This is a genomic window from Escherichia sp. SCLE84, from assembly GCF_012584495.1.
In the GTDB taxonomy this organism is placed as follows: domain Bacteria; phylum Pseudomonadota; class Gammaproteobacteria; order Enterobacterales; family Enterobacteriaceae; genus ECMA0423.
On record NZ_CP051430.1, the window covers coordinates 3,732,702 to 3,759,482 of the forward strand.

Below are 26,781 nucleotides of genomic sequence, written 5' to 3' on the forward strand. Positions count from 1 at the left end.
CTCCCTATGAAGCCGACAACCATAAGTCTAACAAATGTTAAGCCATTTTCCTGCCAGGAATGAATTTAATTAATCCTTGATAATCAAAGGGAAATAATAAGGCGTCATTAGACGCCTTATTAATTACAAGAAGAAAGGGCTTGGCTGGAAGAGTCTTTCGACGTCGGTAATAAACTTTTTATCTGTGAGGAACATAATTACGTGATCGCCTTGCTCAATGCGCAGATTGTCATTGGCAATCATCACGTCGTTTCCACGTACCACCGCTCCAATAATCGTTCCTGGCGGTAGCTTGATTTCGTCAATGACTCTGCCGACAACGCGTGAGGTGCTTTCATCACCGTGAGCAACGGCTTCAATAGCTTCTGCTACGCCGCGGCGCAATGAGGAAACACCAACAATATCTGCTTTTCGCACATGGCTAAGCAACGCAGAAATAGTTGCTTGTTGTGGTGAAATCGCAATATCGATCACGCTCCCCTGAACCAGATCCACATAAGCGCGACGCTGGATCAATACCATCACCTTTTTCGCACCCATACGTTTGGCAAGCATGGCGGACATGATATTGGCCTCGTCATCGTTGGTGACGGCAATAAACAGATCAACTTGATCGATATGTTCTTCGGCCAGCAGTTCTTGATCCGACGCATCACCAAAAAAGACGATCGTATTCTGCAACTTTTCCGCCAGTTCGGCAGCGCGCTGCTGATTACGTTCGATGAGTTTAACGCTGTAATCTTTTTCCAGACGACGCGCCAGCCCTGCACCGATATTACCGCCACCAACCAGCATGATCCGCTTATACGGTTTTTCCAGTCGCTGTAATTCACTCATCACCGCACGGATATGCTGTGAAGCGGCAATAAAGAACACTTCATCACCAGCTTCCACAATGGTCGAACCTTGTGGACGAATGGGGCGATCGTGGCGGAAAATTGCTGCCACACGAGTATCGATATGTGGCATATGTTCGCGCATGGTCGAAAGTGCGTTACCAATCAGCGGGCCGCCATAATAGGCTTTAACCACAGCGAGGCTGACTTTACCCTCAGCGAAGTTCACCACCTGCAATGCGCCGGGATACTCAATCAGTCGGTAAATATTATCGATAACCAACTGCTCTGGTGCGATCAGATGATCAATCGGTACAGCATCTGAATGAAATAGCTTATCGGCATCGCGCACGTAGTCTGGTGAGCGGATGCGAGCGATGCGATTAGGGGTGTTGAAAAGTGAGTAGGCTACCTGGCAGGCAACCATATTGGTTTCATCTGAACTGGTTACAGCAACCAGCATATCGGCGTCGTCGGCACCTGCCTCCCGCAATACGCGTGGATGAGAGCCATGCCCCTGCACGACTCGCAGGTCAAATTTATCCTGCAAGGTCCGCAGACGCTCACCGTTGGTATCGACAACAGTGATATCGTTGTTCTCGCCAACCAGGTTTTCCGCCAGTGTGCCGCCAACCTGGCCGGCACCCAGAATGATAATTTTCATCAGTCGCGACCCGTTATCTCATCACTTTTTGATTAGCTTAGCGTAAAAGAAGCCGTCGCCCTCTTCGGCACCAGGCAGATTTTGTTTACCCGGTTGCTCTGGTGTTCCTGTTTCGCAAAGTTCGGCATCAGCGGTACGTTGCAAAAAGGCTTTAATCTGCAGGCTATTCTCTTCCGGTAACACCGAACAGGTGGCATAGACCAGGGTTCCACCGGATTTTAAATGCGGCCAAATGGCGTCGAGAATTTCAGACTGCAATTGCGCGAGTTCCGGGATATCGCGATCGCGACGTAACCATTTAATATCCGGATGGCGACGAATCACACCGGTTGCTGAACAAGGCGCATCTAATAAAATGCGATCAAACTGTTGCTCGCCACACCATTGGGAAGGGTAGCGGCCATCACCTTGTTTCACGGTCGCTTTCATACCAAGGCGTTTTAAATTGTCGTAAACGCGAGAGAGGCGCTGTTCGTCAATATCAACCGCAACAACCTGCGCTTCTGGTGCCACCTCAAGGATATGCGTTGTTTTACCGCCGGGGGCGGCACAAAGATCCAGAATGTGTTCACCGTTTTGTGGCGCAAGCCAGGTCATGCAACCTTGTGCTGATGCATCCTGAACGGTAACCCATCCGTCTTCAAAACCAGGTAGCGCATGAACAGGTGCAGGTGTTTCCAGCCGTACAGCATCAGGGTAATCCGCATGCGGGAAACCTTTCATTCCTGCTTCATCCAACAATGCAAGCCAGCTGTCGCGGGAATGATGCGTACGATTAACGCGCAGCCACATTGGCGGACGCTGGTTATTGGCTTCGACGATGGATTGCCACTGCTCTGGATACGCTTTTTGCAGACGCTTCAGCAACCAGGAAGGATGCAGATAACGTGCATCACTGGCATTAAACTCGGCTAATAACTCTTCTTGCTGACGCTGGAACTGGCGTAATACACCGTTTATCAACCCTTTAAGTTGCGGACGCTTAATTGCGATAGCGCCTTCAACCGTTTCAGCCAGCGCAGCATGAGGTGGAATGCGGGTATAAAGCAGTTGATACAAACCAACCATAATCAGGTAATGCACGGTCCGCTGTTTGCCGGTCATCGGACGGGCCATTAACTTATTAATCAGCCAGTCTAACTGCGAAAGCGTACGCAGTACGCCAAAGCACAACTCTTGAAGAAGTGCTTTGTCTTTATCGGAAACTTTTTGCTGGAGCGGTGGCAGAATGTTGCTTAATGATTGCCCTTGCTCGACGACTTGTTCAACGGCCTGGGCCGCCATGCTACGTAAATTACGTTGTTTTTTCATAAGTATAAAAACGCCCGGCAAGACCGGGCTTAGAAGAGTGGACTATCAGACCAGACGGTTGCCCGGAACAAACCATTCCCGACGAGAGTTCAGGAGGTCTTGCGCGCTCATCGCTTTCTTACCCGCAGGTTGTAACGAGAGCAGGTTCAGGATGCCATCACCAGTCGCAACCTGAATGCCTTGTTTGTTGGCTTCAAGGATCGTTCCTGGTGCAGCGTTGGTTGCCGTATCAATGACCGATGCTTTCCAGACTTTAACCGGCTGTCCTTCAATTTCCAGCCAGCTCATTGGCCATGGATTGAAAGCGCGAATGCAGCGTTCAAGCTGTGCTGCCGAAAGTGACCAGTCAATACGCGCTTCTTCTTTACTCAACTTTTCGGCGTAAGTGACAAGAGTTTCGTCCTGAACTTCTGGTTTCGCCGTGCCGTCTGCCAGTTGTTTCAACGTGGTGATAAGCCCTTGTGGGCCAAGCTCTGCCAGCTTGTCGTACAGCGTACCACTGGTATCTTCTGCAGTAATCGGGCAGGAGAGCTTATAGAGCATGTCACCGGTGTCTAAACCGACATCCATTTGCATAATGGTCACACCAGTTTCTGCATCACCCGCCCATAGTGAGCGTTGGATTGGTGCAGCACCGCGCCAGCGTGGCAGCAGTGAACCATGAACGTTGATACAGCCAAGACGCGGCATCTCCAGCACTGCTTTAGGCAGAATTAAGCCATAGGCGACGACGACCATAACATCAGCCTGCAGATCGGCGACCAGTTGCTGGTTTTCTTGTGGACGCAGGGAAACAGGTTGAAAAACGGGCAGACCTTTTTCCTCAGCCAGAACTTTAACCGGGCTGGGCATCAGTTTTTTACCGCGTCCTGCCGGTCGGTCTGGCTGGGTGAACACGCCAACGACGTTATGACCAGAAGACAACAGCGCGTCGAGATGACGCGCTGCAAAGTCAGGTGTACCCGCAAAAATAATACGTAGTGATTCTGACACGTTAGTTCTTATCCTTAAGCCCGGGCTTTCAGACGATCCAGTTTTTCAACTTTCTGACGAATACGTTGTTGTTTCAACGGTGACAGATAATCCATAAACAGTTTGCCGACCAGGTGATCCATCTCATGCTGAATACAGATGGCTAACAGACCGTCTGCTTCCAATTCAAATGGTTTACCGTCGCGGTCCAGGGCGCGAATTTTAACTTTCTCTGCGCGTGGCACTAAAGCACGTTGTTCAGGGATCGACAGGCAACCTTCTTCAATGCCTGTTTCGCCGCTTTTTTCTAAAAGCTCCGGATTGATTAACACCAGCCGTTCGTCACGGTTTTCCGAAACATCAATAACAATGATACGTTGATGGATATCAACCTGGGTTGCCGCCAGGCCAATACCTTCTTCTGCGTACATCGTCTCGAACATATCATCGACGATACGCTGAATTTCTGCATTCACTTCTTCTACCGGTTTAGCAACTTTGCGAAGCCGCTCGTCCGGAATATGTAACACTTGCAAAACTGACATAAATCTCCAGAGATGTGTTCAGGAGTTAGAAAGATTATTTCTTCTATTCTAGACAAATCCCCCTCTGATTGACAGCATCACTGACCAATCGCAAAGATTGCTAAGGCTGCTTATGGCAGGGAGATAAGGATGGTCGATACAGAAATTTGGCTGCGTTTAATGAGTATCAGCAGCTTGTACGGCGATGATATGGTCCGTATAGCTCACTGGCTGGCAAAACAGTCGCAAATTGATGCGGTTGGATTGCAGCAAACAGGGCTTACATTGCGGCAGCACAACGCTTTCTTTCATTTCCGCGAAAGAGTATCGAAAGCTCACTTTGTTGGTTGGAGCAACCCAACCATCATTTAATCCCTGCGGACAGCGAATTTTATCCTCCTCAACTTCAGGCGACGACAGATTACCCCGGCGCACTGTTTGTTGAAGGAGAACTGCACGCGCTGCATTCATTTCAGCTTGCCATAGTGGGGAGTCGGGCGCATTCATGGTATGGCGAGCGATGGGGACGATTATTTTGCGAAACTCTGGCGACGCGTGGAGTGACAATTACAAGTGGACTGGCGCGTGGAATCGATGGTGTGGCGCATAAAGCGGCCTTACAGGTAAATGGCGTCAGCATTGCTGTATTGGGGAATGGACTTAATACCATTCATCCCCGCCGCCATGCCCGACTGGCTGCCAGTTTGCTTGAACATGGCGGAGCTCTCGTCTCGGAATTTCCCCTCGATGTTCCACCCCTTGCTTACAATTTCCCACGAAGAAATCGCATTATCAGTGGTCTAAGTAAAGGTGTACTGGTGGTGGAAGCGGCTTTGCGCAGTGGTTCGCTAGTGACAGCACGTTGTGCGCTTGAGCAGGGGCGTGAAGTTTTTGCCTTGCCAGGTCCAATAGGGAATCCGGGAAGCGAAGGGCCTCACTGGTTAATAAAACAAGGTGCGATTCTTGTGACGGAACCGGAAGAAATTCTGGAAAACTTGCAATTTGGATTGCACTGGTTGCCAGACGCCCCTGAAAATTCATTTTATTCACCAGATCAGCAAGACGTGGCATTGCCATTTCCTGAGCTCCTGGCTAACGTAGGAGATGAGGTAACACCTGTTGACGTCGTCGCTGAACGTGCCGGCCAACCTGTGCCAGAGGTAGTTACTCAACTACTCGAACTGGAGTTAGCAGGATGGATCGCAGCTGTACCCGGCGGCTATGTCCGATTGAGGAGGGCATGCCATGTTCGACGTACTAATGTATTTGTTTGAAACCTATATTCACACAGAAGCTGAGTTGCGTGTGGATCAAGACAAACTTGAACAGGATCTTACCGACGCAGGATTTGATCGAGAAGATATTTACAATGCCCTGCTTTGGCTGGAAAAGCTTGCGGATTATCAGGAAGGACTGGCAGAACCGATGCAACTGGCCTCTGATCCACTCTCCATGCGTATTTATACCCCTGAGGAGTGTGAAAGACTGGATGCCAGCTGTCGTGGTTTTCTGCTTTTCCTTGAGCAGATTCAGGTGCTCAACCTTGAAACTCGTGAAATGGTGATAGAGCGAGTGCTCGCGCTGGATAACGCAGAGTTCGAACTGGATGATCTGAAATGGGTAATCCTGATGGTGTTGTTCAATATTCCGGGCTGCGAAAATGCGTACCAGCAAATGGAAGAATTACTCTTTGAAGTGAATGAAGGTATGCTGCATTAATCATTTCTTTAATTCAGCATAAGTTGTTATGGCGAAATCAGCACTGTTCACGGTGCGTAATAATGAGTCCTGCCCAAAGTGCGGGGCTGAACTGGTTATTCGATCCGGGAAACACGGTCCGTTTCTTGGATGCTCACAGTATCCGGCGTGTGACTACGTCCGTCCTCTGAAATCTTCAGCGGATGGACATATTGTCAAAGTTCTGGAGGGGCAGGTTTGCCCTGCATGTGGCGAAAATCTGGTATTACGCCAGGGACGCTTTGGTATGTTTATTGGTTGCAGTAACTACCCTGAATGCGAACATACCGAACTTATCGATAAACCGGACGAAACAGCAATTACATGCCCCCAATGCCGGACGGGCCATCTGGTCCAGCGCCGCTCCCGTTATGGCAAAACATTTCACTCCTGTGATCGCTACCCGGAGTGTCAATTTGCCATTAACTTCAAACCCATAGCTGGAGAATGCCCTGAGTGTCATTATCCACTACTCATCGAAAAGAAAACCGCGCAGGGTGTAAAACACTTTTGTGCCAGTAAACAATGTGGAAAGCCGGTTTCGGCGGAATAATAACGTGAATAATAACCTGCAAGGAGACGCTATCGCAGCTGCGATAGATGTCCTCAATGAAGAACGTGTCATCGCCTATCCAACGGAAGCCGTTTTCGGTGTCGGGTGCGATCCTGATAGCGAAACAGCAGTGATGCGACTGTTGGAGTTAAAACAGCGTCCGGTTGATAAGGGGCTGATTTTAATCGCGGCAAATTACGAGCAGCTTAAACCCTATATTGATGACACCATGCTGACTGATGCGCAGCGTGAAACCATTTTTTCCCGCTGGCCAGGTCCTGTCACCTTTGTCTTTCCCGCGCCTGCGACAACACCGCGCTGGTTGACGGGCCGCTTTGATTCGCTTGCTGTACGAGTCACCGACCATCCGTTGGTGGTTGCTTTGTGCCAGGCTTATGGTAAACCGCTGGTTTCTACCAGTGCCAACTTGAGTGGATTGCCACCTTGTCGAACAGTAGACGAAGTTCGCGCACAATTTGGCGCGGCGTTCCCGGTTGTGCCTGGTGAAACGGGGGGGCGTTTAAATCCTTCAGAAATCCGCGATGCCCTGACGGGTGAACTGTTTCGACAGGGGTAACATAATGGAAACCTATGCTGTTTTTGGTAATCCGATAGCCCACAGCAAATCGCCATTCATTCATCAGCAATTTGCTCAACAACTGAATATTGAACATCCCTATGGGCGCGTGTTGGCACCCATCAATGATTTCATCAACACACTGAACGCTTTCTTTAGTGCTGGTGGTAAAGGTGCGAATGTGACGGTACCTTTTAAAGAAGAGGCTTTTGCCAGAGCGGATGAGCTTACTGAACGGGCAGCGTTGGCTGGTGCTGTTAATACCCTCAAGCGGTTAGAAGATGGACGCTTGCAGGGTGACAATACCGATGGTATAGGTTTGTTAAGCGATCTGGAACGTCTGTCTTTTATCCGTCCGGGTTTACGTATTCTGCTTATCGGCGCTGGTGGAGCATCTCGCGGCGTACTACTACCACTCCTTTCCCTGGACTGTGCGGTGACAATCACTAATCGGACGGTATCCCGCGCGGAAGAGTTGGCTAAATTGTTTGCGCACACTGGCAGTATTCAGGCGTTGGGTATGGACGAACTGGAAGGTCATGAGTTTGATCTCATTATTAATGCAACATCCAGTGGCATCAGTGGTGATATTCCGGCGATCCCGTCATCTCTCATTCATCCAGGCATTTATTGCTATGACATGTTCTATCAGAAAGGAAAAACTCCTTTTCTGGCATGGTGTGAGCAGCGAGGCTCAAAGCGTAATGCTGATGGTTTAGGAATGCTGGTGGCACAGGCGGCTCATGCCTTTCTTCTCTGGCACGGTGTTCTGCCTGACGTAGAACCAGTTATAAAGCAATTGCAGGAGGAATTGTCCGCGTGAATCAGGCCATCCAGTTTCCGGACAGAGAAGAGTGGGACGAGAATAAAAAATGTGTATGTTTTCCCGCTCTCGTGAATGGCATGCAACTGACATGTGCGATCTCTGGCGAGAGTCTGGCGTATCGTTTTACTGGAGATACGCCAGAACAGTGGTTAGCGAGTTTTCGTCAGCATCGCTGGGATCTGGAAGAAGAAGCGGAAAACTTAATTCAGGAACAAAGTGAAGATGATCAAGGCTGGGTCTGGTTACCCTGATCCAGATATTCGTCCTTCCATTTCACGTAATTATTCGCGGAATAGCGTAACCCAGCCTTCTCTTCATCACTTAACGGGCGGATCTGTTTGACGGGGCTACCGAGATACAGATATCCGCTCTCCAGCCGTTTATTTTGTGGGACCAGACTACCCGCACCAATCATCACATCATCTTCTACTATTGCGCCATCAAGTAAAATTGAGCCCATCCCAACCAAAACTCGATTGCCAATGGTGCAGCCGTGGAGCATCACCTTGTGACCAACAGTGACATCTTCGCCAATGGTTAATGGGTTGCCATCTGGGTTGTACGAGGATTTATGAGTGACATGCAACATACTGCCATCCTGGATATTGGTGCGTGCTCCGATCTGTACATAATGTACATCTCCACGAATCACAACGAGCGGCCAGATCCCCACATCATCAGCCAGACGAACGTCACCAATCACGACACTGCTATCGTCGATCATTACGCGCTGACCGATTTGTGGAAAAAGATCGCGGTATGGGCGTAAAACATCAGACATACTTACCTCAGCAATAAATGATTTACTAATGACTTTGGGGGCATTATTGGCCTTGTGCAAGTCTTTTAGTATGCAAAAAAGCACCGTTTTGTGTGCGATTGCAGCAAAAAGGGTGAAAAAACAACAAACAGAAAAAAAGATCAAAAAAATACTTGTGCAAAAAATTGGGATCCCTATAATGCGCCTCCGTTGAGACGACAACGTGAAACACTTCACAGGATGGTCGGAACAACGAAGAGAAAAAATCCTGAAATTCAGGGTTGACTCTGAAAGAGGAAAGCGTAATATACGCCACCTCGCGACAGTGCGCTAAAGCGCGTCGCAACTGCTCTTTAACAATTTATCAGACAATCTGTGTGGGCACTCGAAGATACGGATTCTTAACGTCGCAAGACGAAAAATGAATACCAAGTCTCAAGAGTGAACACGTAATTCATTACGAAGTTTAATTCTTTGAGCATCAAACTTTTAAATTGAAGAGTTTGATCATGGCTCAGATTGAACGCTGGCGGCAGGCCTAACACATGCAAGTCGAACGGTAACAGGAAGCAGCTTGCTGCTTCGCTGACGAGTGGCGGACGGGTGAGTAATGTCTGGGAAACTGCCTGATGGAGGGGGATAACTACTGGAAACGGTAGCTAATACCGCATAACGTCGCAAGACCAAAGAGGGGGACCTTCGGGCCTCTTGCCATCGGATGTGCCCAGATGGGATTAGCTTGTTGGTGGGGTAACGGCTCACCAAGGCGACGATCCCTAGCTGGTCTGAGAGGATGACCAGCCACACTGGAACTGAGACACGGTCCAGACTCCTACGGGAGGCAGCAGTGGGGAATATTGCACAATGGGCGCAAGCCTGATGCAGCCATGCCGCGTGTATGAAGAAGGCCTTCGGGTTGTAAAGTACTTTCAGCGGGGAGGAAGGGAGTAAAGTTAATACCTTTGCTCATTGACGTTACCCGCAGAAGAAGCACCGGCTAACTCCGTGCCAGCAGCCGCGGTAATACGGAGGGTGCAAGCGTTAATCGGAATTACTGGGCGTAAAGCGCACGCAGGCGGTTTGTTAAGTCAGATGTGAAATCCCCGGGCTCAACCTGGGAACTGCATCTGATACTGGCAAGCTTGAGTCTCGTAGAGGGGGGTAGAATTCCAGGTGTAGCGGTGAAATGCGTAGAGATCTGGAGGAATACCGGTGGCGAAGGCGGCCCCCTGGACGAAGACTGACGCTCAGGTGCGAAAGCGTGGGGAGCAAACAGGATTAGATACCCTGGTAGTCCACGCCGTAAACGATGTCGACTTGGAGGTTGTGCCCTTGAGGCGTGGCTTCCGGAGCTAACGCGTTAAGTCGACCGCCTGGGGAGTACGGCCGCAAGGTTAAAACTCAAATGAATTGACGGGGGCCCGCACAAGCGGTGGAGCATGTGGTTTAATTCGATGCAACGCGAAGAACCTTACCTGGTCTTGACATCCACGGAAGTTTTCAGAGATGAGAATGTGCCTTCGGGAACCGTGAGACAGGTGCTGCATGGCTGTCGTCAGCTCGTGTTGTGAAATGTTGGGTTAAGTCCCGCAACGAGCGCAACCCTTATCCTTTGTTGCCAGCGGTCCGGCCGGGAACTCAAAGGAGACTGCCAGTGATAAACTGGAGGAAGGTGGGGATGACGTCAAGTCATCATGGCCCTTACGACCAGGGCTACACACGTGCTACAATGGCGCATACAAAGAGAAGCGACCTCGCGAGAGCAAGCGGACCTCATAAAGTGCGTCGTAGTCCGGATTGGAGTCTGCAACTCGACTCCATGAAGTCGGAATCGCTAGTAATCGTGGATCAGAATGCCACGGTGAATACGTTCCCGGGCCTTGTACACACCGCCCGTCACACCATGGGAGTGGGTTGCAAAAGAAGTAGGTAGCTTAACCTTCGGGAGGGCGCTTACCACTTTGTGATTCATGACTGGGGTGAAGTCGTAACAAGGTAACCGTAGGGGAACCTGCGGTTGGATCACCTCCTTACCTTAAAGAAGCGTACTTTGCAGTGCTCACACAGATTGTCTGATGAAAATGAGCAGTAAAACCTCTACAGGCTTGTAGCTCAGGTGGTTAGAGCGCACCCCTGATAAGGGTGAGGTCGGTGGTTCAAGTCCACTCAGGCCTACCAAATTTGCACCGCAAATTTGAAGAGGTTTTAACTACATGTTATGGGGCTATAGCTCAGCTGGGAGAGCGCCTGCTTTGCACGCAGGAGGTCTGCGGTTCGATCCCGCATAGCTCCACCATCTCTGTAGTGATTAAATAAAAAATACTTCAGAGTGTACCTGCAAAGGTTCACTGCGAAGTTTTGCTCTTTAAAAATCTGGATCAAGCTGAAAATTGAAACACTGAACAACGAAAGTTGTTCGTGAGTCTCTCAAATTTTCGCGACACGATGATGAATCGCAAGAAACATCTTCGGGTTGTGAGGTTAAGCGACTAAGCGTACACGGTGGATGCCCTGGCAGTCAGAGGCGATGAAGGACGTGCTAATCTGCGATAAGCGTCGGTAAGGTGATATGAACCGTTATAACCGGCGATTTCCGAATGGGGAAACCCAGTGTGATTCGTCACACTATCATTAACTGAATCCATAGGTTAATGAGGCGAACCGGGGGAACTGAAACATCTAAGTACCCCGAGGAAAAGAAATCAACCGAGATTCCCCCAGTAGCGGCGAGCGAACGGGGAGCAGCCCAGAGCCTGAATCAGTGTGTGTGTTAGTGGAAGCGTCTGGAAAGGCGCGCGATACAGGGTGACAGCCCCGTACACAAAAATGCACATGCTGTGAGCTCGATGAGTAGGGCGGGACACGTGGTATCCTGTCTGAATATGGGGGGACCATCCTCCAAGGCTAAATACTCCTGACTGACCGATAGTGAACCAGTACCGTGAGGGAAAGGCGAAAAGAACCCCGGCGAGGGGAGTGAAAAAGAACCTGAAACCGTGTACGTACAAGCAGTGGGAGCACAGAGCAATCTGTGTGACTGCGTACCTTTTGTATAATGGGTCAGCGACTTATATTCTGTAGCAAGGTTAACCGAATAGGGGAGCCGAAGGGAAACCGAGTCTTAACTGGGCGTTAAGTTGCAGGGTATAGACCCGAAACCCGGTGATCTAGCCATGGGCAGGTTGAAGGTTGGGTAACACTAACTGGAGGACCGAACCGACTAATGTTGAAAAATTAGCGGATGACTTGTGGCTGGGGGTGAAAGGCCAATCAAACCGGGAGATAGCTGGTTCTCCCCGAAAGCTATTTAGGTAGCGCCTCGTGAATTCATCTCCGGGGGTAGAGCACTGTTTCGGCAAGGGGGTCATCCCGACTTACCAACCCGATGCAAACTGCGAATACCGGAGAATGTTATCACGGGAGACACACGGCGGGTGCTAACGTCCGTCGTGAAGAGGGAAACAACCCAGACCGCCAGCTAAGGTCCCAAAGTCATGGTTAAGTGGGAAACGATGTGGGAAGGCCCAGACAGCCAGGATGTTGGCTTAGAAGCAGCCATCATTTAAAGAAAGCGTAATAGCTCACTGGTCGAGTCGGCCTGCGCGGAAGATGTAACGGGGCTAAACCATGCACCGAAGCTGCGGCAGCGACGCTTATGCGTTGTTGGGTAGGGGAGCGTTCTGTAAGCCTGTGAAGGTGTACTGTGAGGTATGCTGGAGGTATCAGAAGTGCGAATGCTGACATAAGTAACGATAAAGCGGGTGAAAAGCCCGCTCGCCGGAAGACCAAGGGTTCCTGTCCAACGTTAATCGGGGCAGGGTGAGTCGACCCCTAAGGCGAGGCCGAAAGGCGTAGTCGATGGGAAACAGGTTAATATTCCTGTACTTGGTGTTACTGCGAAGGGGGGACGGAGAAGGCTATGTTGGCCGGGCGACGGTTGTCCCGGTTTAAGCGTGTAGGCTGGTTTTCCAGGCAAATCCGGAAAATCAAGGCTGAGGCGTGATGACGAGGCACTACGGTGCTGAAGCAACAAATGCCCTGCTTCCAGGAAAAGCCTCTAAGCATCAGGTAACATCAAATCGTACCCCAAACCGACACAGGTGGTCAGGTAGAGAATACCAAGGCGCTTGAGAGAACTCGGGTGAAGGAACTAGGCAAAATGGTGCCGTAACTTCGGGAGAAGGCACGCTGATATGTAGGTGAAGTCCCTCGCGGATGGAGCTGAAATCAGTCGAAGATACCAGCTGGCTGCAACTGTTTATTAAAAACACAGCACTGTGCAAACACGAAAGTGGACGTATACGGTGTGACGCCTGCCCGGTGCCGGAAGGTTAATTGATGGGGTCAGCGCAAGCGAAGCTCTTGATCGAAGCCCCGGTAAACGGCGGCCGTAACTATAACGGTCCTAAGGTAGCGAAATTCCTTGTCGGGTAAGTTCCGACCTGCACGAATGGCGTAATGATGGCCAGGCTGTCTCCACCCGAGACTCAGTGAAATTGAACTCGCTGTGAAGATGCAGTGTACCCGCGGCAAGACGGAAAGACCCCGTGAACCTTTACTATAGCTTGACACTGAACATTGAGCCTTGATGTGTAGGATAGGTGGGAGGCTTTGAAGTGTGGACGCCAGTCTGCATGGAGCCGACCTTGAAATACCACCCTTTAATGTTTGATGTTCTAACGTGGACCCGTGATCCGGGTTGCGGACAGTGTCTGGTGGGTAGTTTGACTGGGGCGGTCTCCTCCTAAAGAGTAACGGAGGAGCACGAAGGTTGGCTAATCCTGGTCGGACATCAGGAGGTTAGTGCAATGGCATAAGCCAGCTTGACTGCGAGCGTGACGGCGCGAGCAGGTGCGAAAGCAGGTCATAGTGATCCGGTGGTTCTGAATGGAAGGGCCATCGCTCAACGGATAAAAGGTACTCCGGGGATAACAGGCTGATACCGCCCAAGAGTTCATATCGACGGCGGTGTTTGGCACCTCGATGTCGGCTCATCACATCCTGGGGCTGAAGTAGGTCCCAAGGGTATGGCTGTTCGCCATTTAAAGTGGTACGCGAGCTGGGTTTAGAACGTCGTGAGACAGTTCGGTCCCTATCTGCCGTGGGCGCTGGAGAACTGAGGGGGGCTGCTCCTAGTACGAGAGGACCGGAGTGGACGCATCACTGGTGTTCGGGTTGTCATGCCAATGGCACTGCCCGGTAGCTAAATGCGGAAGAGATAAGTGCTGAAAGCATCTAAGCACGAAACTTGCCCCGAGATGAGTTCTCCCTGACTCCTTGAGAGTCCTGAAGGAACGTTGAAGACGACGACGTTGATAGGCCGGGTGTGTAAGCGCAGCGATGCGTTGAGCTAACCGGTACTAATGAACCGTGAGGCTTAACCTTACAACGCCGAAGGTGTTTTGGCGGATGAGAGAAGATTTTCAGCCTGATATAGATTAAATCAGAACGCAGAAGCGGTCTGATAAAACAGAATTTGCCTGGCGGCCTTAGCGCGGTGGTCCCACCTGACCCCATGCCGAACTCAGAAGTGAAACGCCGTAGCGCCGATGGTAGTGTGGGGTCTCCCCATGCGAGAGTAGGGAACTGCCAGGCATCAAATTTAGCGTGCTGATATGGCTCAGTTGGTAGAGCGCACCCTTGGTAAGGGTGAGGTCCCCAGTTCGACTCTGGGTATCAGCACCACTTTTTAGGTTAAAGTTCGGCAGATTAGAAAAGAATTTGTCTGGCGGCAGTAGCGCGGTGGTCCCACCTGACCCCATGCCGAACTCAGAAGTGAAACGCCGTAGCGCCGATGGTAGTGTGGGGTCTCCCCATGCGAGAGTAGGGAACTGCCAGACATCAAATAAAACATAAGGCTCAGTCGGAAGACTGGGCCTTTTGTTTTATTTGATGTTTGTCGGTGAACACTCTCCCAACCAGGACAAATCCGCCGGGAACGGATTTGAACGTTGCGAAGCAACGGCCCGGAGGGTGGCGGGCAGGACGCCCGCCATAAACTGCCAGACATCAAATCAAGCAAAAAGGCCATCCGAAAGGATGGCCTTTTTGCTTTTCGAACTAACATTCAATTAATGGATTACCTGCGATAAAAATGCCCTCGTACGCTCTGATTTAGGATGCGTAAAAAATTCATCAGGTGCAGCTTGCTCCACTATTTCCCCACGATCCATAAAAATCACCCGGTCAGCGACGGTTCGCGCAAACCCCATCTCATGCGTTACACACAACATTGTCATACCCGATTGCGCCAGCCCAATCATCGTATCCAGCACCTCTTTCACCATCTCCGGATCGAGCGCCGACGTTGGCTCATCAAACAACATAATTTTCGGCTTCATACACAGCGAACGCGCAATGGCAACGCGTTGCTGCTGACCACCAGAAATTTGTCCGGGAAACTTATGCGCATGTTCGGCAATTCTCACCCGCTCAAGGTAATGCATCGCCAGAGCTTCAGCCTCTTTCTTTGGCATCTTGCGTACCCAAATCGGTGCCAGGGTACAGTTCTGTAGAACGGTCAGATGAGGGAAGAGATTGAAATGCTGAAAGACCATTCCCACTTCCTGCCGGACGCGCTCAATATTGCGGATATCTTCATTAAGTTCGATGCCATCTACCACGATCCGTCCCTGTTGATGTTCTTCCAGATGATTAATACAACGAATGGTTGTCGATTTACCGGAACCTGAAGGGCCACACAGAACGATCCGTTCTCCCGGTTGCACGGTTAAATTTATATTTTTCAAAACATGGAATTGTCCATACCATTTATTGACGTTTTCCAGCGTAATCATCGCGTTAGCAGGTTGCAGTAAAATTTGGCTCATAGTGTCCTCAATGCGGTGTACGCCCGGTGTTAAAACGTTTTTCCAGATGCTGGCTATAGCGCGACATGCTGAAACAGAAGATCCAGTAGATCAGCGCGGCGAAAACATACCCTTCCGTCGACATACCCAACCAGGTGGGATCAACGGTTGCCTGCTGAACGCTACTGAAAAGATCGAACAACCCGATAATGATCACCAGGCTGGTATCTTTGAAGAGTGCGATGATGGTATTTACCAGCCCAGGAATTACCAGCTTCAACGCCTGTGGCAGAATAACCAGCCCCTGAGTTTTCCAGTAACCCAACGCCAGCGACTCTGCCGCTTCATATTGCCCTTTAGGCAGCGCCTGTAATCCGCCTCGCACGACTTCCGCAACATATGCTGACTGAAACAGGATCACGCCAACCAGCGCGCGGATCAGTTTGTCGATATTGGTGCCTTCTGCCATAAACAAAGGCAGCATGACCGAAGACATAAACAATACGGTAATCAGCGGTACGCCGCGCCAGAACTCGATAAAAATGACCGATAAGATACGCACAATCGGCATATGGGAGCGGCGACCTAACGCCAGTAAGATCCCCCACGGTAGCGCCCCCGCAATCCCAACGGATGCAATAATTAAAGTTAGCGTCAGCCCGCCCCATTGCCGGGTTTCAACCCGCTCCAGACCAAAAAAACCGCCATACATCAGCCACCAGACAATCAGTGGGTAAATCACCGCCCAGACCGCAATATAGCGACCGCGATGCGGGAGTATTTTCCAGAACATTGGTGCGATTGACACAAGGCCAATCAGTAATGCCAGGTTAATTCGCCAGCGTTGGTCGTGTGGGTAAAGTCCATACATAAACTGACCAAATCGTTCGTGGATGAAGACCCAACAGGCACCGGCTTTTGTGCAGTCGGCACGCGTTGAGCCAACCCAATTAGCCTGCAAAAATGCCCAGTTCAGCAACGGTGGGATCAGTTCCCACATCAACCATATGCAGCCAATAGTCAGCAGGCTATTGCTCCAGCTGGAGAACAGATTTTTTCGCACCCACACCATCGCGCGGCTTGAGTTATGGCTCGCTGGGCGCGAGGGCTGAGACAGCAATACTTTTGTCATCATGACTCCTTAGCGTTCAACGATCGCGATGCGGCGGTTATAGATATTCATCAGCAGCGAGATAGTCAGGCTGATAATCAGATAGACCGACATGGTCATGGCTATCGTCTCGATGGCTTGCCCCGTCTGGTTCAGCACGGTGCCAGCAAACAGCGAAACCATATCGGGATAGCCAATAGCGGCGGCAAGAGAGGAGTTTTTGACGATGTTGAGATACTGGCTGGTTAACGGCGGAATAATCACTCGCAGTGCCTGGGGAATAATGACCTGGCGTAGCGTAACCGGGTTGGGTAATCCCAGTGACCGAGCCGCTTCATGTTGACCATAAGGCACTGCCTGGATCCCAGCGCGGATAATCTCGGCGATAAATGCAGATGTATAAACCGAAAGTGCCAGCGTTAAGGCTGCCAGTTCAGGAATTAAAACCATCCCGCCGCGGAAGTTAAAGCCTCGTAGGGCTGGGACATCCCAGTGTAGTGCTGCGCCAAAAAGCCATTGCGCCAGTAAAGGCAAACCAATGATCAACACTGCGGCGATCGGCCAGGTGCGGCGCAGTTGTCCGGTCTTTATCTGGTATGTTTTATTAAAGCGGAATAGCCCAACAGAAAGGACTATAGCCATAACAACAGCCAGGATAAACGCAATAAATCCGTCTCCCAGCTGCGGTGACGGAATATAAAGCCCACGATTGCTCAAAAAGGCCAGATCAAACGCGCTCACAGCCTGGCGTGGTCCGGGCAAATTGCGCAACACGGCAAAGTACCAGAAGAAGATTTGCAGCAGCGGGGGAATATTACGGAAGATCTCAATATAAATTGTGGATAGTTTTCGTAGCAGCCAGTTATCCGAAAGTCTCGCCAGACCGATAAAGAAGCCTAAAACAGAAGCGAACACAATACACAATGCAGAAACCAGTAGCGTATTGAGTAAGCCGACAATAAAAACGCGTCCGTAGGTGTCGCCCTGCTGGTAATCGATCAAATGCTGGACAATACCGAAGCCAGCGCCGCGATCCAGAAAGGCAAAACCTGAAGTAATGCCACGATTATTGAGATTCGTTACAGTGTTGTGAAATAACCAACCAACAATGCCGACAACAGCAACAACGGCAAGGATCTGGAATAACCAGGCGCGAACCGTAGGGTTGGCAAAAGAGAGTGAGCCTTTAACGGTTGAGCGGCGATGAGACATAGAAACCTCGGAAAGCATAACGCTGAAGAGAGCGCCGCCGTAGCGACGCCCGTTACCTCACACCGACTTAACGCACGGGCGGCGCGTACTGAATACCGCCGTTATTCCAGAGATTATTTTGCCCACGTTTAATTTTCAGCGGGCTTTCTGAACCTACGTTACGCTCGAAAATTTCCGAGTAGTTACCCACCTGTTTGATGATGTTATAGGCCCATTTATTATCCAGCTTCAGATCCTTGCCGTAATCGCCTTCTTTACCCAGCAGATGTGCCATATCAGGCGTTGCTGGATTAGCCGCTTTTTCATCGACGTTCTGGGAATTGATGCCCATCTCTTCAGCATTCAGCATGGCGAAAAGCGTCCAGCGTACAATCGAGAACCATTCATCATCGCCACGACGAACTACCGGCCCAAGCGGTTCTTTAGAGATAACCTCCGGTAAGACAATCCATTCAGCTGGGTTGCTTAATTTGATGCGCAGGGCATACAGTTGCGACTGATCCGAGGCCAGCGTATCGCAGCGACCAGATTCCAGTGCCTTCGCTGATTCGTCAGAGCGATCGAAAGTCACCGGTGTGTACTTCATATTGTTTGCCTTGAAATAGTCGGCAACGTTGAGTTCGGTATCAGTACCCGCCTGAATACAGACGGTAGCGCCATCCAGTTCTTTCGCGCTTTTTAGCCCCGCTTTATCGTGCGTCAGGAAGCCAATGCCGTCGTAATAAGTGACGCCGGTAAATGCCATTCCCATCCCGGCATCGCGAGATGAAGTCCAGGTCGTATTACGGGAGAGCAAATCCACTTCCCCTGACTGTAAAGCGGTGAAGCGTTCTTTTGCTGTGAGTGGGGTATATTTCACTTTCGTGTCGTCACCAAATACAGCAGCGGCAACACCACGACAAACATCAACATCAATACCTGAAAACTTACCGTCTGCATCGGCATAAGAGAACCCAGGTAATCCATCACTGATCCCGCATTGCACAAAACCTTTTTTCTGAACGGCATCAAGCGTCGCGCCAGCATGCGCCTGATTTGCAACGGCAAGCAGCACGCTGGCGGCAGCCAGTGTGGCTATCATCATCTTTTTCATAATGCTTCCTGTGAGGCGAAAATTATCGTTATAGGACGTTTGGGAAACGTCTTTTACCTGTCTGTGGCCATCCTCTTATAAGCAAAAGTAGTGCCAGCTTTTGCGCCCGATTTCGCGTCGCAATAAGCTGAGTGTAGACAGGAAATAATAAAAACAGCGCCCCGCAATGGTGCGAAAATGAAACATGCGCCACATTTTGGCGCAAAATATTTACGCGTGTTTTACTAAGCAGAATAATGATTGTTAGCGTGAGTATATTTCTGGTGGGAAGTGTGAAAGTTAAATTGATGCGTTATTTCGAAAGCAGCGAAATAACGCGATATAACATGCTAAATCAGCAGAGAATTAGCCAGCAGAATATAGCAATATTTTATCTTATGTAAAGATACTGTATCGTTAAACAGAGCGCGAAACTCCGCGCCCTGTTCAGTTATTTCGACAGAGCGATGATCCCCATCGTCAGGCCAGCAACAGCCGCTGCCCCGCCAGCAATAGCCCCAGCCGTTTCCCAGTTATCCTGAGTCGTGCCTTTCATACAGGTATTGGTGTGAACCAGACGACCCTGATCGTCATAAACCGGAACGCAGGGCGAATCGTGAGCACAGCCCGCCAGCAATGCGGTGAGCAATGCCACAGGAATTAATCTTTTCATGGTGTTACCTCAGTAATAAACGCTAACGCTTAATAAGTTAACTCTCTTATTAACGAGCTGAATGCCATTTTATCACCGGAGGTTATAAATCTTGCGGAATGAATAATGACAAATTATGTGAATTGTAAAAATAGTGAAGGGAGCGGGAACTATAGAAAGCTTTTAAAGAGTGAGCAGAAGAATATCTTATTAATTTTTATGGGTTTCACTGGAAATAATAAAGGCACCCGAAAGCGCCTTTATGTTTCTGATTTATCCTTTAAAGCAACGGCGGATCACCACAAAGAACACCGGTACGAAGAAGATTGCCAGCAACGTTGCAGAGACCATTCCTCCCATTACCCCGATACCCACAGCGTTCTGCGCGCCACTGCCGGCACCGTTACTGATAGCTAGCGGTAATACGCCGAGAATAAAGGCGAGAGAGGTCATCAGGATAGGACGCAGACGCATACGTACTGCCATCAGTGTCGCTTCAACAACACCTTTACCCTCTTTCTCCATGAGATCTTTAGCGAACTCAACAATCAAAATAGCGTTTTTGGCCGACAAGCCAATTGTCGTTAGCAAGCCCACCATAAAGTAGACGTCATTTTTTTGATTAAAGAGTGTTGCCGCCAGTAGCACGCCGACAATCCCTAACGGCACTACCAACATAACCGAGACAGGAATTGACCAGCTTTCATAGAGTGCAGCAAGGCACAGGAAAACAACCACAAAGGAAATTGCTACCAGAGCGGGAGCCTGGTTTCCCGATAAGCGTTCCTGATACGACATACCCGTCCAGTCATAACCAATGCCCGCAGGTAATTTTGACGCAAGGTTTTCCATCAACGCCATGGCATCGCCGGAACTGGTTCCTGGCGCGGCTTCCCCCTGAATCTCCATTGACGGCAGACCGTTGTAGCGTTCCAGTCGCGGAGAGCCATACACCCAATGTGAAGTGGTAAAGGCCGAGAATGGCACCATTTCGCCGTTGGCGCTGCGGACATAAAGTTTATCGACATCTTCTGGCAGCATACGGAATTTGGCATCCGCCTGAACATACACCTTTTTCACGCGACCACGGTCGATGAAGTCGTTAACGTAAGTCCCACCCAACGCCGTTGAAATGGTCTGATTGATGTCAGAAAGTGAAACACCTAATGCCTGCGCCTTTTCCTGGTCAACTTCCAGTTTAAACTGCGCGGTGTCTTCCAGGCCATTAGGACGCACGCTGACTAAGCTGGCAGGATGTTGCGCCGCCATGCCAAGCAACTGGTTACGGGCCTGGGTCAGGGCATCGTGACCCAGCCCAGCCTGATCAATTAACTCAAAGTCGAAACCCGTTGCCGTGCCCAGTTCAACAATGGCTGGCATATTGAATGGAATGACAAAACCGTCGCGGATCTTGCCCAATTCCATTTTGGCACGATGGATTACCGCTTCCGCACTGTTTTCATCACTATTACGCTCTTCCCACGGTTTCAGACTGACGAAGGCCATACCGGCGTTTTGTGCCTGGCCGCTGAAGCTAAAGCCGTTAACCGTAAAGACACTTTCAACGTTCGCTTTCTCGTTCTTCAGATAGTAATCCGTCACTTGATCCAACACTTTTTGCGTCCGCTCTTGCGTCGCGCCAGCGGGTAACTGAATCATGGTCAGAAAGACACCCTGATCCTCTTCAGGTAAGAAGGAAGACGGAAGACGTAAAAACAACACCACCATTCCTGCAACAATCAGCGCATAGATCAGTAAATATCGTCCTGTGGAACCGAGGATTTTGCCGACGCTGTTGGTGTAGTGGTTAACGCTATGATCGAAGGTGGTATTAAACCAGCCGAAGAAACCACCCTTATTTTCGTGATGCTCAGCTGAGGTGGGTTTGAGCAGTGTTGCACATAACGCAGGGGTAAGAATCAATGCCACCAGAACAGAAAGCGCCATTGCCGAAACGATGGTGATAGAGAACTGGCGATAAATTGCCCCAGTAGAACCGCCGAAGAATGCCATCGGAATAAATACCGCTGACAGCACCATCGCGATACCCACCAGTGCGCCCTGAATTTGCGACATCGATTTTTCCGTCGCTTCTTTTGGCGGGAGCTTATCCTCCATCATCACGCGCTCGACGTTCTCCACCACCACTATCGCATCATCGACGAGCAGCCCGATGGCAAGCACCATCCCGAACATCGTTAGTGTGTTGATGGAGTAACCAAAAGCGGCGAGGATGGCAAACGTCCCTAATAACACCACGGGTACCGCAATGGTGGGGATCAGCGTTGCTCGCATATTCTGCAAGAACAGATACATCACCAGGAACACCAGCATAATGGCTTCGAACAGCGTTTTTACCACTTCGTGAATAGAAAGCTGGACGAATGGCGTGGTGTCATAAGGGTAGAGAACCTTCATTCCCTGCGGGAAGAATGGCTGTAATTCCGCCAGTTTTGCCTTAATGGCTTTCGCGGTATCGAGAGCATTCGCGCCGGTTGCCAGCTTAATCCCCAGGCCCGCCGCCGGTTTTCCGTTGATACGAGCGATAACGTTATAGTTTTCACCGCCAAGTTCAACTCGTGCGACATCTTTCAGGCGTACCACCGAGCCGTCACTGTTTACGCGCAGGGTTACTTTGCCGAATTCTTCCGGATTTTTTAACCGCGTCTGAGCAATAATTGAGGCGTTCAACTGTTGCCCTGGTAACGCTGGCGTTCCGCCCAACTGTCCGGCAGCGATCTGATCGTTCTGTACCTTCAACTGGTTAATCACATCAACCGGTGTCAGTTTATATTTGTTTAGCAGATCGGCGTCCAGCCAGATACGCATCGCATACTGTGCGCCGAAAAGCTGTACGTCACCGACGCCATTCAGACGGCTAAGCGTATCTTTAACGTTAGAGGCCACATAGTCCGAGATATCGTCCTGTGTGGTGTCTGGGTTATCAGAGACAAAGCCCGCCACCATCAAATAGCTGCTACTGGACTTTTCAACACTGATCCCCTGCTGCTGAACCTCCTGCGGCAGCAACGGCGTGGCGAGCTGGAGTTTGTTCTGCACCTGCACTTGCGCGATATCAGGATCGGTCCCGGACTGGAAGGTAAGGGTAATTGTCACGCTACCGGCGGAATCGCTGGTGGAGGACATATACATCAGGTTATCGATACCGTTCATATTCTGTTCGATAACCTGCGTCACCGTATCCTGCACGGTCTGCGCATCAGCGCCCGGATAGTTTGCTGAAACAGAAACCGCAGGCGGTGCAATGGTTGGATACTGAGCGACGGGTAATTGTAGGATCGCCAGTGCGCCCGCCATCATCAGAATAATGGCCAGCACCCATGCAAATATCGGTCGTCGAATAAAAAAGTTTGCCATGTCAGATTACCTTACTTCGATGCAGTATCTGCGGGGGTATCGGTAGTGGCTTTAACCTGCTCTCCCGGACGCGCTTTTTGCAGGCCGCTGACAATGACTTGATCGCCAGATTTCAGACCTTCGCTAATCAACCATTTATCGCCAATCGCCTGACTGGCAACGACAGGGCGCGCTTCCACCTGACTTTTATCGTTAACAATCAGCACGGTTGCATCACCACGCGGTGTGCGGCTAACGCCTTGTTGCGGGATAAGAATGGCGTCAGGTTGGACGCCTTCATCAATCCGTGCGCGCACAAACATACCCGGCAAAAGCGTATGTTGCGGGTTAGGGAAGACGGCACGTAGGGTTATGGAGCCGGTGCTTTCATCAACGGTCACATCAGAGAATTGCAGCGTACCTTTCAGGGGATAGGTTTGACCGTTTTCCATGACCAACTCTACGTTGCTGGTGGCGTTTTCCTTATGCAAATTTCCTTGCTCTACGGATTGCTTCAGCCTCATAAAATCGTTGCTGGATTGGGTCACATCAACGTAGATAGGATCGAGCTGCTGGACAGTCGCCAGTTCAGTCGTTTGCCCATTAGTGACAAGAGCGCCTTCGGTCACGGTCGATTTGCCGATACGTCCGCTAATTGGCGCAGTCACTTTGGTATAAGCGAGATTGATGCGAGCGCTTTCGACTGTGGCTTTTGCGGCAATCACGGCGGCATCGGCCTGGCGAGCATCAGCAATGGCCTGGTCGTACTCCTGCTGGCTGATGTATTTCGTACCCACGAGCGGAACGTAACGTTTTACCGTCAAATGCGCGATGGCGGCGGCGGCTTCACTTTTCGCCAGTTCGCCTTTCGCGCTGTCATAATTTGCCTGATAGGTCGCGGGATCGATCTGGTACAGGGACTGGCCTGCTTGTACATCGCTGCCTTCAGTGAAATTACGATTCAGTACGATCCCGCTAACCTGTGGGCGAACTTCGGCTATACGGTAAGCATTGGTGCGGCCTGGTAATTCAGTCTTAACTTCTAACGGGGCCGTTTTCACAATATGAACGGTAACCTGCGGTTCACCGACGTGAGCTTTCTCTTCTCCCTTATCGTTACAACCGGCGATTAAAGCCGCGGAGATCAGAATAAAGGAGGGCAGGAGGAAAAACCTGGCATGTTTCGTCATTACTATTCCTCAAAAAACCAAAAGCGCGTTATTTACCCAGAAAGGCAACGCGTTAACTCGCAGAAAGAAAAATACAGTTTGCTATCCTACAAATTATCATTCGTCGATGTAAGGAATAGTTATGAATACTGGCGTCTCAAGGCACATAAACACAAAAAAAGATTAATATTCTACTGTTTTATTTTGACGCGGGTTGAAAGAGGCAGAATTAAAACCTCGTAAATTGAAATATATATTCATGTGGCGAATGTATTTTAGGTAAATAATATATATTATTTATTTGACGATTTATAGCAACTCAATATTAGCCTCTCGTATAAATACACATTAGGTGATAGATTAACCTTCGCTATTTTCTCACTCTGTGTCGAATATATTTATTTCCTGAATAATTAATCATGGCAAAAAGAACCAAAGCCGAAGCTCTGAAGACCCGGCAAGAACTGATTGAAACTGCCATCGCCCAGTTTGCGCAGCATGGCGTAAGCAAGACGACACTCAACGACATTGCCGACGCTGCTAACGTTACGCGTGGCGCTATCTACTGGCACTTCGAAAACAAGACTCAACTGTTTAATGAGATGTGGTTGCAACAGCCTTCATTGCGGGAGTTAATCCAGGAACACTTGACGGCTGGATTAGAGCATGACCCGTTTCAACAATTGCGTGAAAAATTGATTGTCGGCTTGCAATATATTGCCAAAATTCCCCGCCAGCAGGCGTTGCTGAAAATCTTATATCACAAATGTGAATTTAATGATGAGATGCTGGCCGAGGGAGTGATACGCGAAAAGATGGGCTTCAATCCGCAGACTCTCCGCGAAGTATTGCAGGCGTGTCAGCAACAAGGTTGTGTAGCAAATAACCTCGATTTAGATGTTGTGATGATTATTATTAATGGTGCCTTCAGCGGAATTGTTCAAAACTGGTTAATGAATATGGCGGGTTATGATCTTTATAAACAAGCCCCCGCTCTGGTCGATAACGTATTAAGAATGTTCATGCCAGATGAAAACATAACGAAATTAATTCATCAAACGAATGAATTAAGTGTCATGTAAATTCACATTCTGTCCTGAAAATTCAGTTCGTCACAGTTAACCAGTTTTAGTGGATTAACTGAGTTCATATTGCGGCATTTGTCTGTTTCTGTTGCCAGCAGTTCAATCCACTGCATCAGTAAAGTATCAAACAGAAAAACGAAGACAGCGAAAACGACGAGCCACCAATACTTGCGAATCATTACCTGAGCCTGTGTATGTTTAACCAAGTCTGGCAGGAAATATACACGAAATGAATAATCTGAAAACCAGGCTTACACTTCCTTTACTTTGCAATGAGATCGGGGTCAACTTCGCTTAACCGGCTTCGTTTTGACAGGTTGCCGGTCTTTCTTTTTTTCACTTTCGCCAGTTCTTCCGCAGAGTAATGCGACGCGACATCCAGCCGTCGAAGCCCCATTTTGATGTACTCGCTGTTGATCTCAATACCAATGAATTTTCGCCCGCTGGAGACGGCTACGGCACCGGTAGTAAAGCTACCGGCAAACGGGTCGAGAACGATATCGCCTGGGTTGGAAGAGGCGAGAATAATGCGTTTCAGTAAGGCTTCCGGTTTTTGCGTCGGGTGGTTCTCATATTCATCCATCAAATAACGCACGCGCGGAAAATCCCAGACGTTACCCGGTACTTTTTGATGATTGTATGGCTGTGGAGGATTTTTGCGATAATCGATCAACGCGCGCTGCGATCCGGTTTTGGCTTCTACCAGAATAGCATCACCGTTGAATGTGTAGTTCTTTGCGTCTTTCACCATCATCAGGATGGGTTCGTACATGGAGCCGTAGTGTTTTTTCGCCTGTACTCCAGAACTGTCATATGACCAGACGATGCGACTTTTGATGGTAAAAAGCTTGCGGCACTGGAGATCGATAAAGGGCATGTTTTCCGTGCTGTTCATGATGTACATGCTGCCCTGCTTTTTCAGAACGCGGTGGCACTCTGCAATCACTTCAAACAGCCAGTCGATAAACAGATCTTCTTTCCAGGCTTCGATCAGACCATCAAAATTTTTACCGATGTTATATGGTGGGTCGGCAAAGATCAGATCGACACTTTCGGCGGGGATCTTTTTAAGTTCGGCAAGCGCATCACCGTGAATAATGGTCTTAGCTTCATTACCAAACCGGGTCGGTTCACATCCTGTTCTCATGGTCACTCCCTTTGTGACACCTATAAAAAAGGCGCTTCCCCATGCCGAGTAGCGCCTTTTTAATCAAGCATTTAGCTAACCTGAATTAGTTCATGCCGTATTTTTTCAATTTTTTACGCAGCGTACCACGGTTGATGCCCATCATCAGCGCAGCACGGGTCTGGTTACCACGGGTGTATTGCATCACCATGTCCAACAGGGGCTGTTCTACTTCAGCCAGTACCAGCTCATAGAGGTCATTCACATCCTGACCATTCAGTTGAGCAAAATAGTTCTTCAGTGCCTGTTTAACCGAGTCACGCAGGGGTTTTTGGGTTACCTGATCCTGAGAGTTAACGGTAGAAACGGTCAGTACGTCAGAATTTACGCGTTGTTCGAACATAGTTCTGTCAGCTCTTTATTTCTGT

21 protein-coding genes, 3 tRNA genes, 4 rRNA genes and 1 pseudogene are annotated in these 26,781 nt (G+C 49.7%); 14 read left to right on the forward strand and 15 right to left on the reverse strand.

Annotated features, from left to right (window positions below):
* Positions 1-123: 123 nt before the first annotated feature.
* From trkA to def, 4 genes are read right to left on the reverse strand one after another with little or no spacing between them, the layout of a single operon-like run.
* The gene (gene trkA / locus HGD79_RS18105) at positions 124-1,500 is read right to left on the reverse strand and encodes a Trk system potassium transporter TrkA (protein WP_000691382.1); all 1,377 of its coding nucleotides are present in this window, start codon (positions 1,498-1,500) and stop codon (positions 124-126) included.
* Positions 1,501-1,521: 21 nt separating this feature from the next.
* Entirely contained in the window at positions 1,522-2,811 is a 1,290-nt protein-coding gene (rsmB, locus tag HGD79_RS18110) for a 16S rRNA (cytosine(967)-C(5))-methyltransferase RsmB (protein ID WP_000744779.1), read from the reverse strand.
* Between the two features lie 45 nt (positions 2,812-2,856).
* Positions 2,857-3,804 (reverse strand): methionyl-tRNA formyltransferase, encoded by a 948-nt coding sequence (gene fmt / locus HGD79_RS18115; RefSeq protein WP_000004454.1) that lies wholly within the window; start codon positions 3,802-3,804, stop codon positions 2,857-2,859.
* Positions 3,805-3,818: 14 nt separating this feature from the next.
* Positions 3,819-4,328 (reverse strand): peptide deformylase, encoded by a 510-nt coding sequence (def, locus tag HGD79_RS18120; protein WP_000114984.1) that lies wholly within the window; start codon positions 4,326-4,328, stop codon positions 3,819-3,821.
* Positions 4,329-4,457: 129 nt separating this feature from the next.
* On the opposite strand from def, the pseudogene dprA reads away from it, so the two are divergent.
* From dprA to HGD79_RS18150, 6 genes and pseudogenes are all read left to right on the forward strand, one after another.
* Positions 4,458-5,581: pseudogene (gene dprA / locus HGD79_RS18125) on the forward strand (DNA-protecting protein DprA).
* The gene (gene smg / locus HGD79_RS18130; protein ID WP_000460670.1) at positions 5,553-6,026 is read left to right on the forward strand and encodes a DUF494 family protein Smg; all 474 of its coding nucleotides are present in this window, start codon (positions 5,553-5,555) and stop codon (positions 6,024-6,026) included. The pseudogene dprA and the gene smg overlap by 29 nt, the downstream one beginning before the upstream one ends.
* A 28-nt stretch (positions 6,027-6,054) precedes the next feature.
* Complete coding sequence (locus tag HGD79_RS18135; protein WP_001129724.1) at positions 6,055-6,597, forward strand: type I DNA topoisomerase; 543 nt, start codon at positions 6,055-6,057, stop codon at positions 6,595-6,597.
* Positions 6,598-6,601: 4 nt separating this feature from the next.
* Positions 6,602-7,174, forward strand: coding sequence for an L-threonylcarbamoyladenylate synthase type 1 TsaC (gene tsaC / locus HGD79_RS18140; protein WP_001297709.1), 573 nt, complete (start codon positions 6,602-6,604; stop codon positions 7,172-7,174).
* Positions 7,175-7,178: 4 nt separating this feature from the next.
* On the forward strand, positions 7,179-7,997 hold the full coding sequence (gene aroE, locus HGD79_RS18145; protein ID WP_000451238.1) for a shikimate dehydrogenase: 819 nt from the start codon (positions 7,179-7,181) through the stop codon (positions 7,995-7,997).
* Positions 7,994-8,251 carry a DUF1488 domain-containing protein gene (locus tag HGD79_RS18150; RefSeq protein WP_001070563.1) on the forward strand — a complete coding sequence of 86 codons (258 nt, stop codon included), beginning with the start codon at positions 7,994-7,996 and terminating at the stop codon, positions 8,249-8,251. Before aroE ends, HGD79_RS18150 begins: the two co-directional genes overlap by 4 nt.
* On the opposite strand, the gene HGD79_RS18155 is transcribed toward HGD79_RS18150, so the two are convergent.
* Complete coding sequence (locus HGD79_RS18155) at positions 8,227-8,781, reverse strand: gamma carbonic anhydrase family protein (RefSeq protein ID WP_001286216.1); 555 nt, start codon at positions 8,779-8,781, stop codon at positions 8,227-8,229. The genes HGD79_RS18150 and HGD79_RS18155 overlap by 25 nt on opposite strands.
* A gap of 470 nt (positions 8,782-9,251) precedes the next feature.
* Here HGD79_RS18155 and HGD79_RS18160 point away from each other — a divergent pair.
* The 7 genes from HGD79_RS18160 (at position 9,252) to rrf (HGD79_RS18190) (ending at position 14,600) form a co-directional block, all read left to right on the forward strand.
* Positions 9,252-10,793 (forward strand): 16S ribosomal RNA (locus tag HGD79_RS18160).
* Positions 10,794-10,861: 68 nt separating this feature from the next.
* Positions 10,862-10,938: transfer RNA gene (locus tag HGD79_RS18165), tRNA-Ile, on the forward strand.
* Between the two features lie 42 nt (positions 10,939-10,980).
* A tRNA-Ala gene (locus tag HGD79_RS18170) sits at positions 10,981-11,056 on the forward strand.
* Between the two features lie 183 nt (positions 11,057-11,239).
* Positions 11,240-14,145: ribosomal RNA gene (locus HGD79_RS18175) — 23S ribosomal RNA — on the forward strand.
* A 94-nt stretch (positions 14,146-14,239) separates the two neighbouring features.
* Positions 14,240-14,355: ribosomal RNA gene (gene rrf, locus HGD79_RS18180) — 5S ribosomal RNA — on the forward strand.
* A gap of 14 nt (positions 14,356-14,369) precedes the next feature.
* Positions 14,370-14,445 (forward strand) — tRNA-Thr (locus HGD79_RS18185).
* A gap of 39 nt (positions 14,446-14,484) precedes the next feature.
* Positions 14,485-14,600 (forward strand): 5S ribosomal RNA (rrf, locus tag HGD79_RS18190).
* Together the 16S, 23S and 5S rRNA genes with 3 tRNA genes alongside form the textbook arrangement of a ribosomal RNA operon.
* Before the next feature lie 231 nt (positions 14,601-14,831).
* Here rrf (HGD79_RS18190) and HGD79_RS18195 read toward each other — a convergent pair.
* The 7 genes from HGD79_RS18195 to acrE form a co-directional block, all read right to left on the reverse strand.
* A complete protein-coding gene (locus tag HGD79_RS18195) occupies positions 14,832-15,590 on the reverse strand; it encodes an amino acid ABC transporter ATP-binding protein (protein WP_000078339.1) in 759 nt (252 codons plus the stop codon).
* A gap of 7 nt (positions 15,591-15,597) precedes the next feature.
* On the reverse strand, positions 15,598-16,701 hold the full coding sequence (locus HGD79_RS18200; RefSeq protein WP_001299298.1) for an amino acid ABC transporter permease: 1,104 nt from the start codon (positions 16,699-16,701) through the stop codon (positions 15,598-15,600).
* A gap of 9 nt (positions 16,702-16,710) precedes the next feature.
* Complete coding sequence (locus tag HGD79_RS18205) at positions 16,711-17,892, reverse strand: amino acid ABC transporter permease (RefSeq protein ID WP_000019655.1); 1,182 nt, start codon at positions 17,890-17,892, stop codon at positions 16,711-16,713.
* A gap of 67 nt (positions 17,893-17,959) precedes the next feature.
* Positions 17,960-18,985 (reverse strand): amino acid ABC transporter substrate-binding protein, encoded by a 1,026-nt coding sequence (locus tag HGD79_RS18210; protein WP_000738579.1) that lies wholly within the window; start codon positions 18,983-18,985, stop codon positions 17,960-17,962.
* A 430-nt stretch (positions 18,986-19,415) separates the two neighbouring features.
* Positions 19,416-19,637, reverse strand: coding sequence for a membrane protein (locus HGD79_RS18215; RefSeq protein WP_000825639.1), 222 nt, complete (start codon positions 19,635-19,637; stop codon positions 19,416-19,418).
* 252 nt (positions 19,638-19,889) lie between these two features.
* Positions 19,890-22,994 carry a multidrug efflux RND transporter permease subunit AcrF gene (gene acrF / locus HGD79_RS18220; RefSeq protein WP_001273212.1) on the reverse strand — a complete coding sequence of 1,035 codons (3,105 nt, stop codon included), beginning with the start codon at positions 22,992-22,994 and terminating at the stop codon, positions 19,890-19,892.
* Between the two features lie 11 nt (positions 22,995-23,005).
* On the reverse strand, positions 23,006-24,163 hold the full coding sequence (gene acrE, locus HGD79_RS18225; RefSeq protein ID WP_000160334.1) for a multidrug efflux RND transporter periplasmic adaptor subunit AcrE: 1,158 nt from the start codon (positions 24,161-24,163) through the stop codon (positions 23,006-23,008).
* Between the two features lie 398 nt (positions 24,164-24,561).
* On the opposite strand from acrE, the gene acrS reads away from it, so the two are divergent.
* The gene (acrS, locus tag HGD79_RS18230; protein WP_001129522.1) at positions 24,562-25,224 is read left to right on the forward strand and encodes a multidrug efflux transporter transcriptional repressor AcrS; all 663 of its coding nucleotides are present in this window, start codon (positions 24,562-24,564) and stop codon (positions 25,222-25,224) included.
* A gap of 2 nt (positions 25,225-25,226) precedes the next feature.
* On the opposite strand, the gene HGD79_RS18235 is transcribed toward acrS, so the two are convergent.
* The 3 genes from HGD79_RS18235 to fis form a co-directional block, all read right to left on the reverse strand.
* A complete protein-coding gene (locus HGD79_RS18235; RefSeq protein WP_001295275.1) occupies positions 25,227-25,406 on the reverse strand; it encodes a DUF2556 family protein in 180 nt (59 codons plus the stop codon).
* Positions 25,407-25,489: 83 nt separating this feature from the next.
* Positions 25,490-26,374: an adenine-specific DNA-methyltransferase gene (gene yhdJ, locus HGD79_RS18240; protein ID WP_001258900.1), complete on the reverse strand. Its 885-nt coding sequence runs from the start codon at positions 26,372-26,374 to the stop codon at positions 25,490-25,492.
* Between the two features lie 85 nt (positions 26,375-26,459).
* Positions 26,460-26,756, reverse strand: coding sequence for a DNA-binding transcriptional regulator Fis (gene fis / locus HGD79_RS18245; RefSeq protein ID WP_000462905.1), 297 nt, complete (start codon positions 26,754-26,756; stop codon positions 26,460-26,462).
* Positions 26,757-26,781 lie beyond the last annotated feature (25 nt).

Coding starts and splice junctions, on each gene's coding strand:
- trkA (WP_000691382.1), bottom strand. CDS start 1,500: ATGAAAATTATCATTCTGGGTGCCGGCCAGGTTGGCGGCACACTGGCG.
- rsmB (WP_000744779.1), bottom strand. CDS start 2,811: ATGAAAAAACAACGTAATTTACGTAGCATGGCGGCCCAGGCCGTTGAA.
- def (WP_000114984.1), bottom strand. CDS start 4,328: ATGTCAGTTTTGCAAGTGTTACATATTCCGGACGAGCGGCTTCGCAAA.
- smg (WP_000460670.1), top strand. CDS start 5,553: ATGTTCGACGTACTAATGTATTTGTTTGAAACCTATATTCACACAGAA.
- HGD79_RS18135 (WP_001129724.1), top strand. CDS start 6,055: ATGGCGAAATCAGCACTGTTCACGGTGCGTAATAATGAGTCCTGCCCA.
- aroE (WP_000451238.1), top strand. CDS start 7,179: ATGGAAACCTATGCTGTTTTTGGTAATCCGATAGCCCACAGCAAATCG.
- HGD79_RS18155 (WP_001286216.1), bottom strand. CDS start 8,781: ATGTCTGATGTTTTACGCCCATACCGCGATCTTTTTCCACAAATCGGT.
- HGD79_RS18195 (WP_000078339.1), bottom strand. CDS start 15,590: ATGAGCCAAATTTTACTGCAACCTGCTAACGCGATGATTACGCTGGAA.
- HGD79_RS18200 (WP_001299298.1), bottom strand. CDS start 16,701: ATGACAAAAGTATTGCTGTCTCAGCCCTCGCGCCCAGCGAGCCATAAC.
- HGD79_RS18205 (WP_000019655.1), bottom strand. CDS start 17,892: ATGTCTCATCGCCGCTCAACCGTTAAAGGCTCACTCTCTTTTGCCAAC.
- HGD79_RS18210 (WP_000738579.1), bottom strand. CDS start 18,985: ATGAAAAAGATGATGATAGCCACACTGGCTGCCGCCAGCGTGCTGCTT.
- HGD79_RS18215 (WP_000825639.1), bottom strand. CDS start 19,637: ATGAAAAGATTAATTCCTGTGGCATTGCTCACCGCATTGCTGGCGGGC.
- acrF (WP_001273212.1), bottom strand. CDS start 22,994: ATGGCAAACTTTTTTATTCGACGACCGATATTTGCATGGGTGCTGGCC.
- acrE (WP_000160334.1), bottom strand. CDS start 24,163: ATGACGAAACATGCCAGGTTTTTCCTCCTGCCCTCCTTTATTCTGATC.
- acrS (WP_001129522.1), top strand. CDS start 24,562: ATGGCAAAAAGAACCAAAGCCGAAGCTCTGAAGACCCGGCAAGAACTG.
- HGD79_RS18235 (WP_001295275.1), bottom strand. CDS start 25,406: ATGATTCGCAAGTATTGGTGGCTCGTCGTTTTCGCTGTCTTCGTTTTT.
- yhdJ (WP_001258900.1), bottom strand. CDS start 26,374: ATGAGAACAGGATGTGAACCGACCCGGTTTGGTAATGAAGCTAAGACC.
- fis (WP_000462905.1), bottom strand. CDS start 26,756: ATGTTCGAACAACGCGTAAATTCTGACGTACTGACCGTTTCTACCGTT.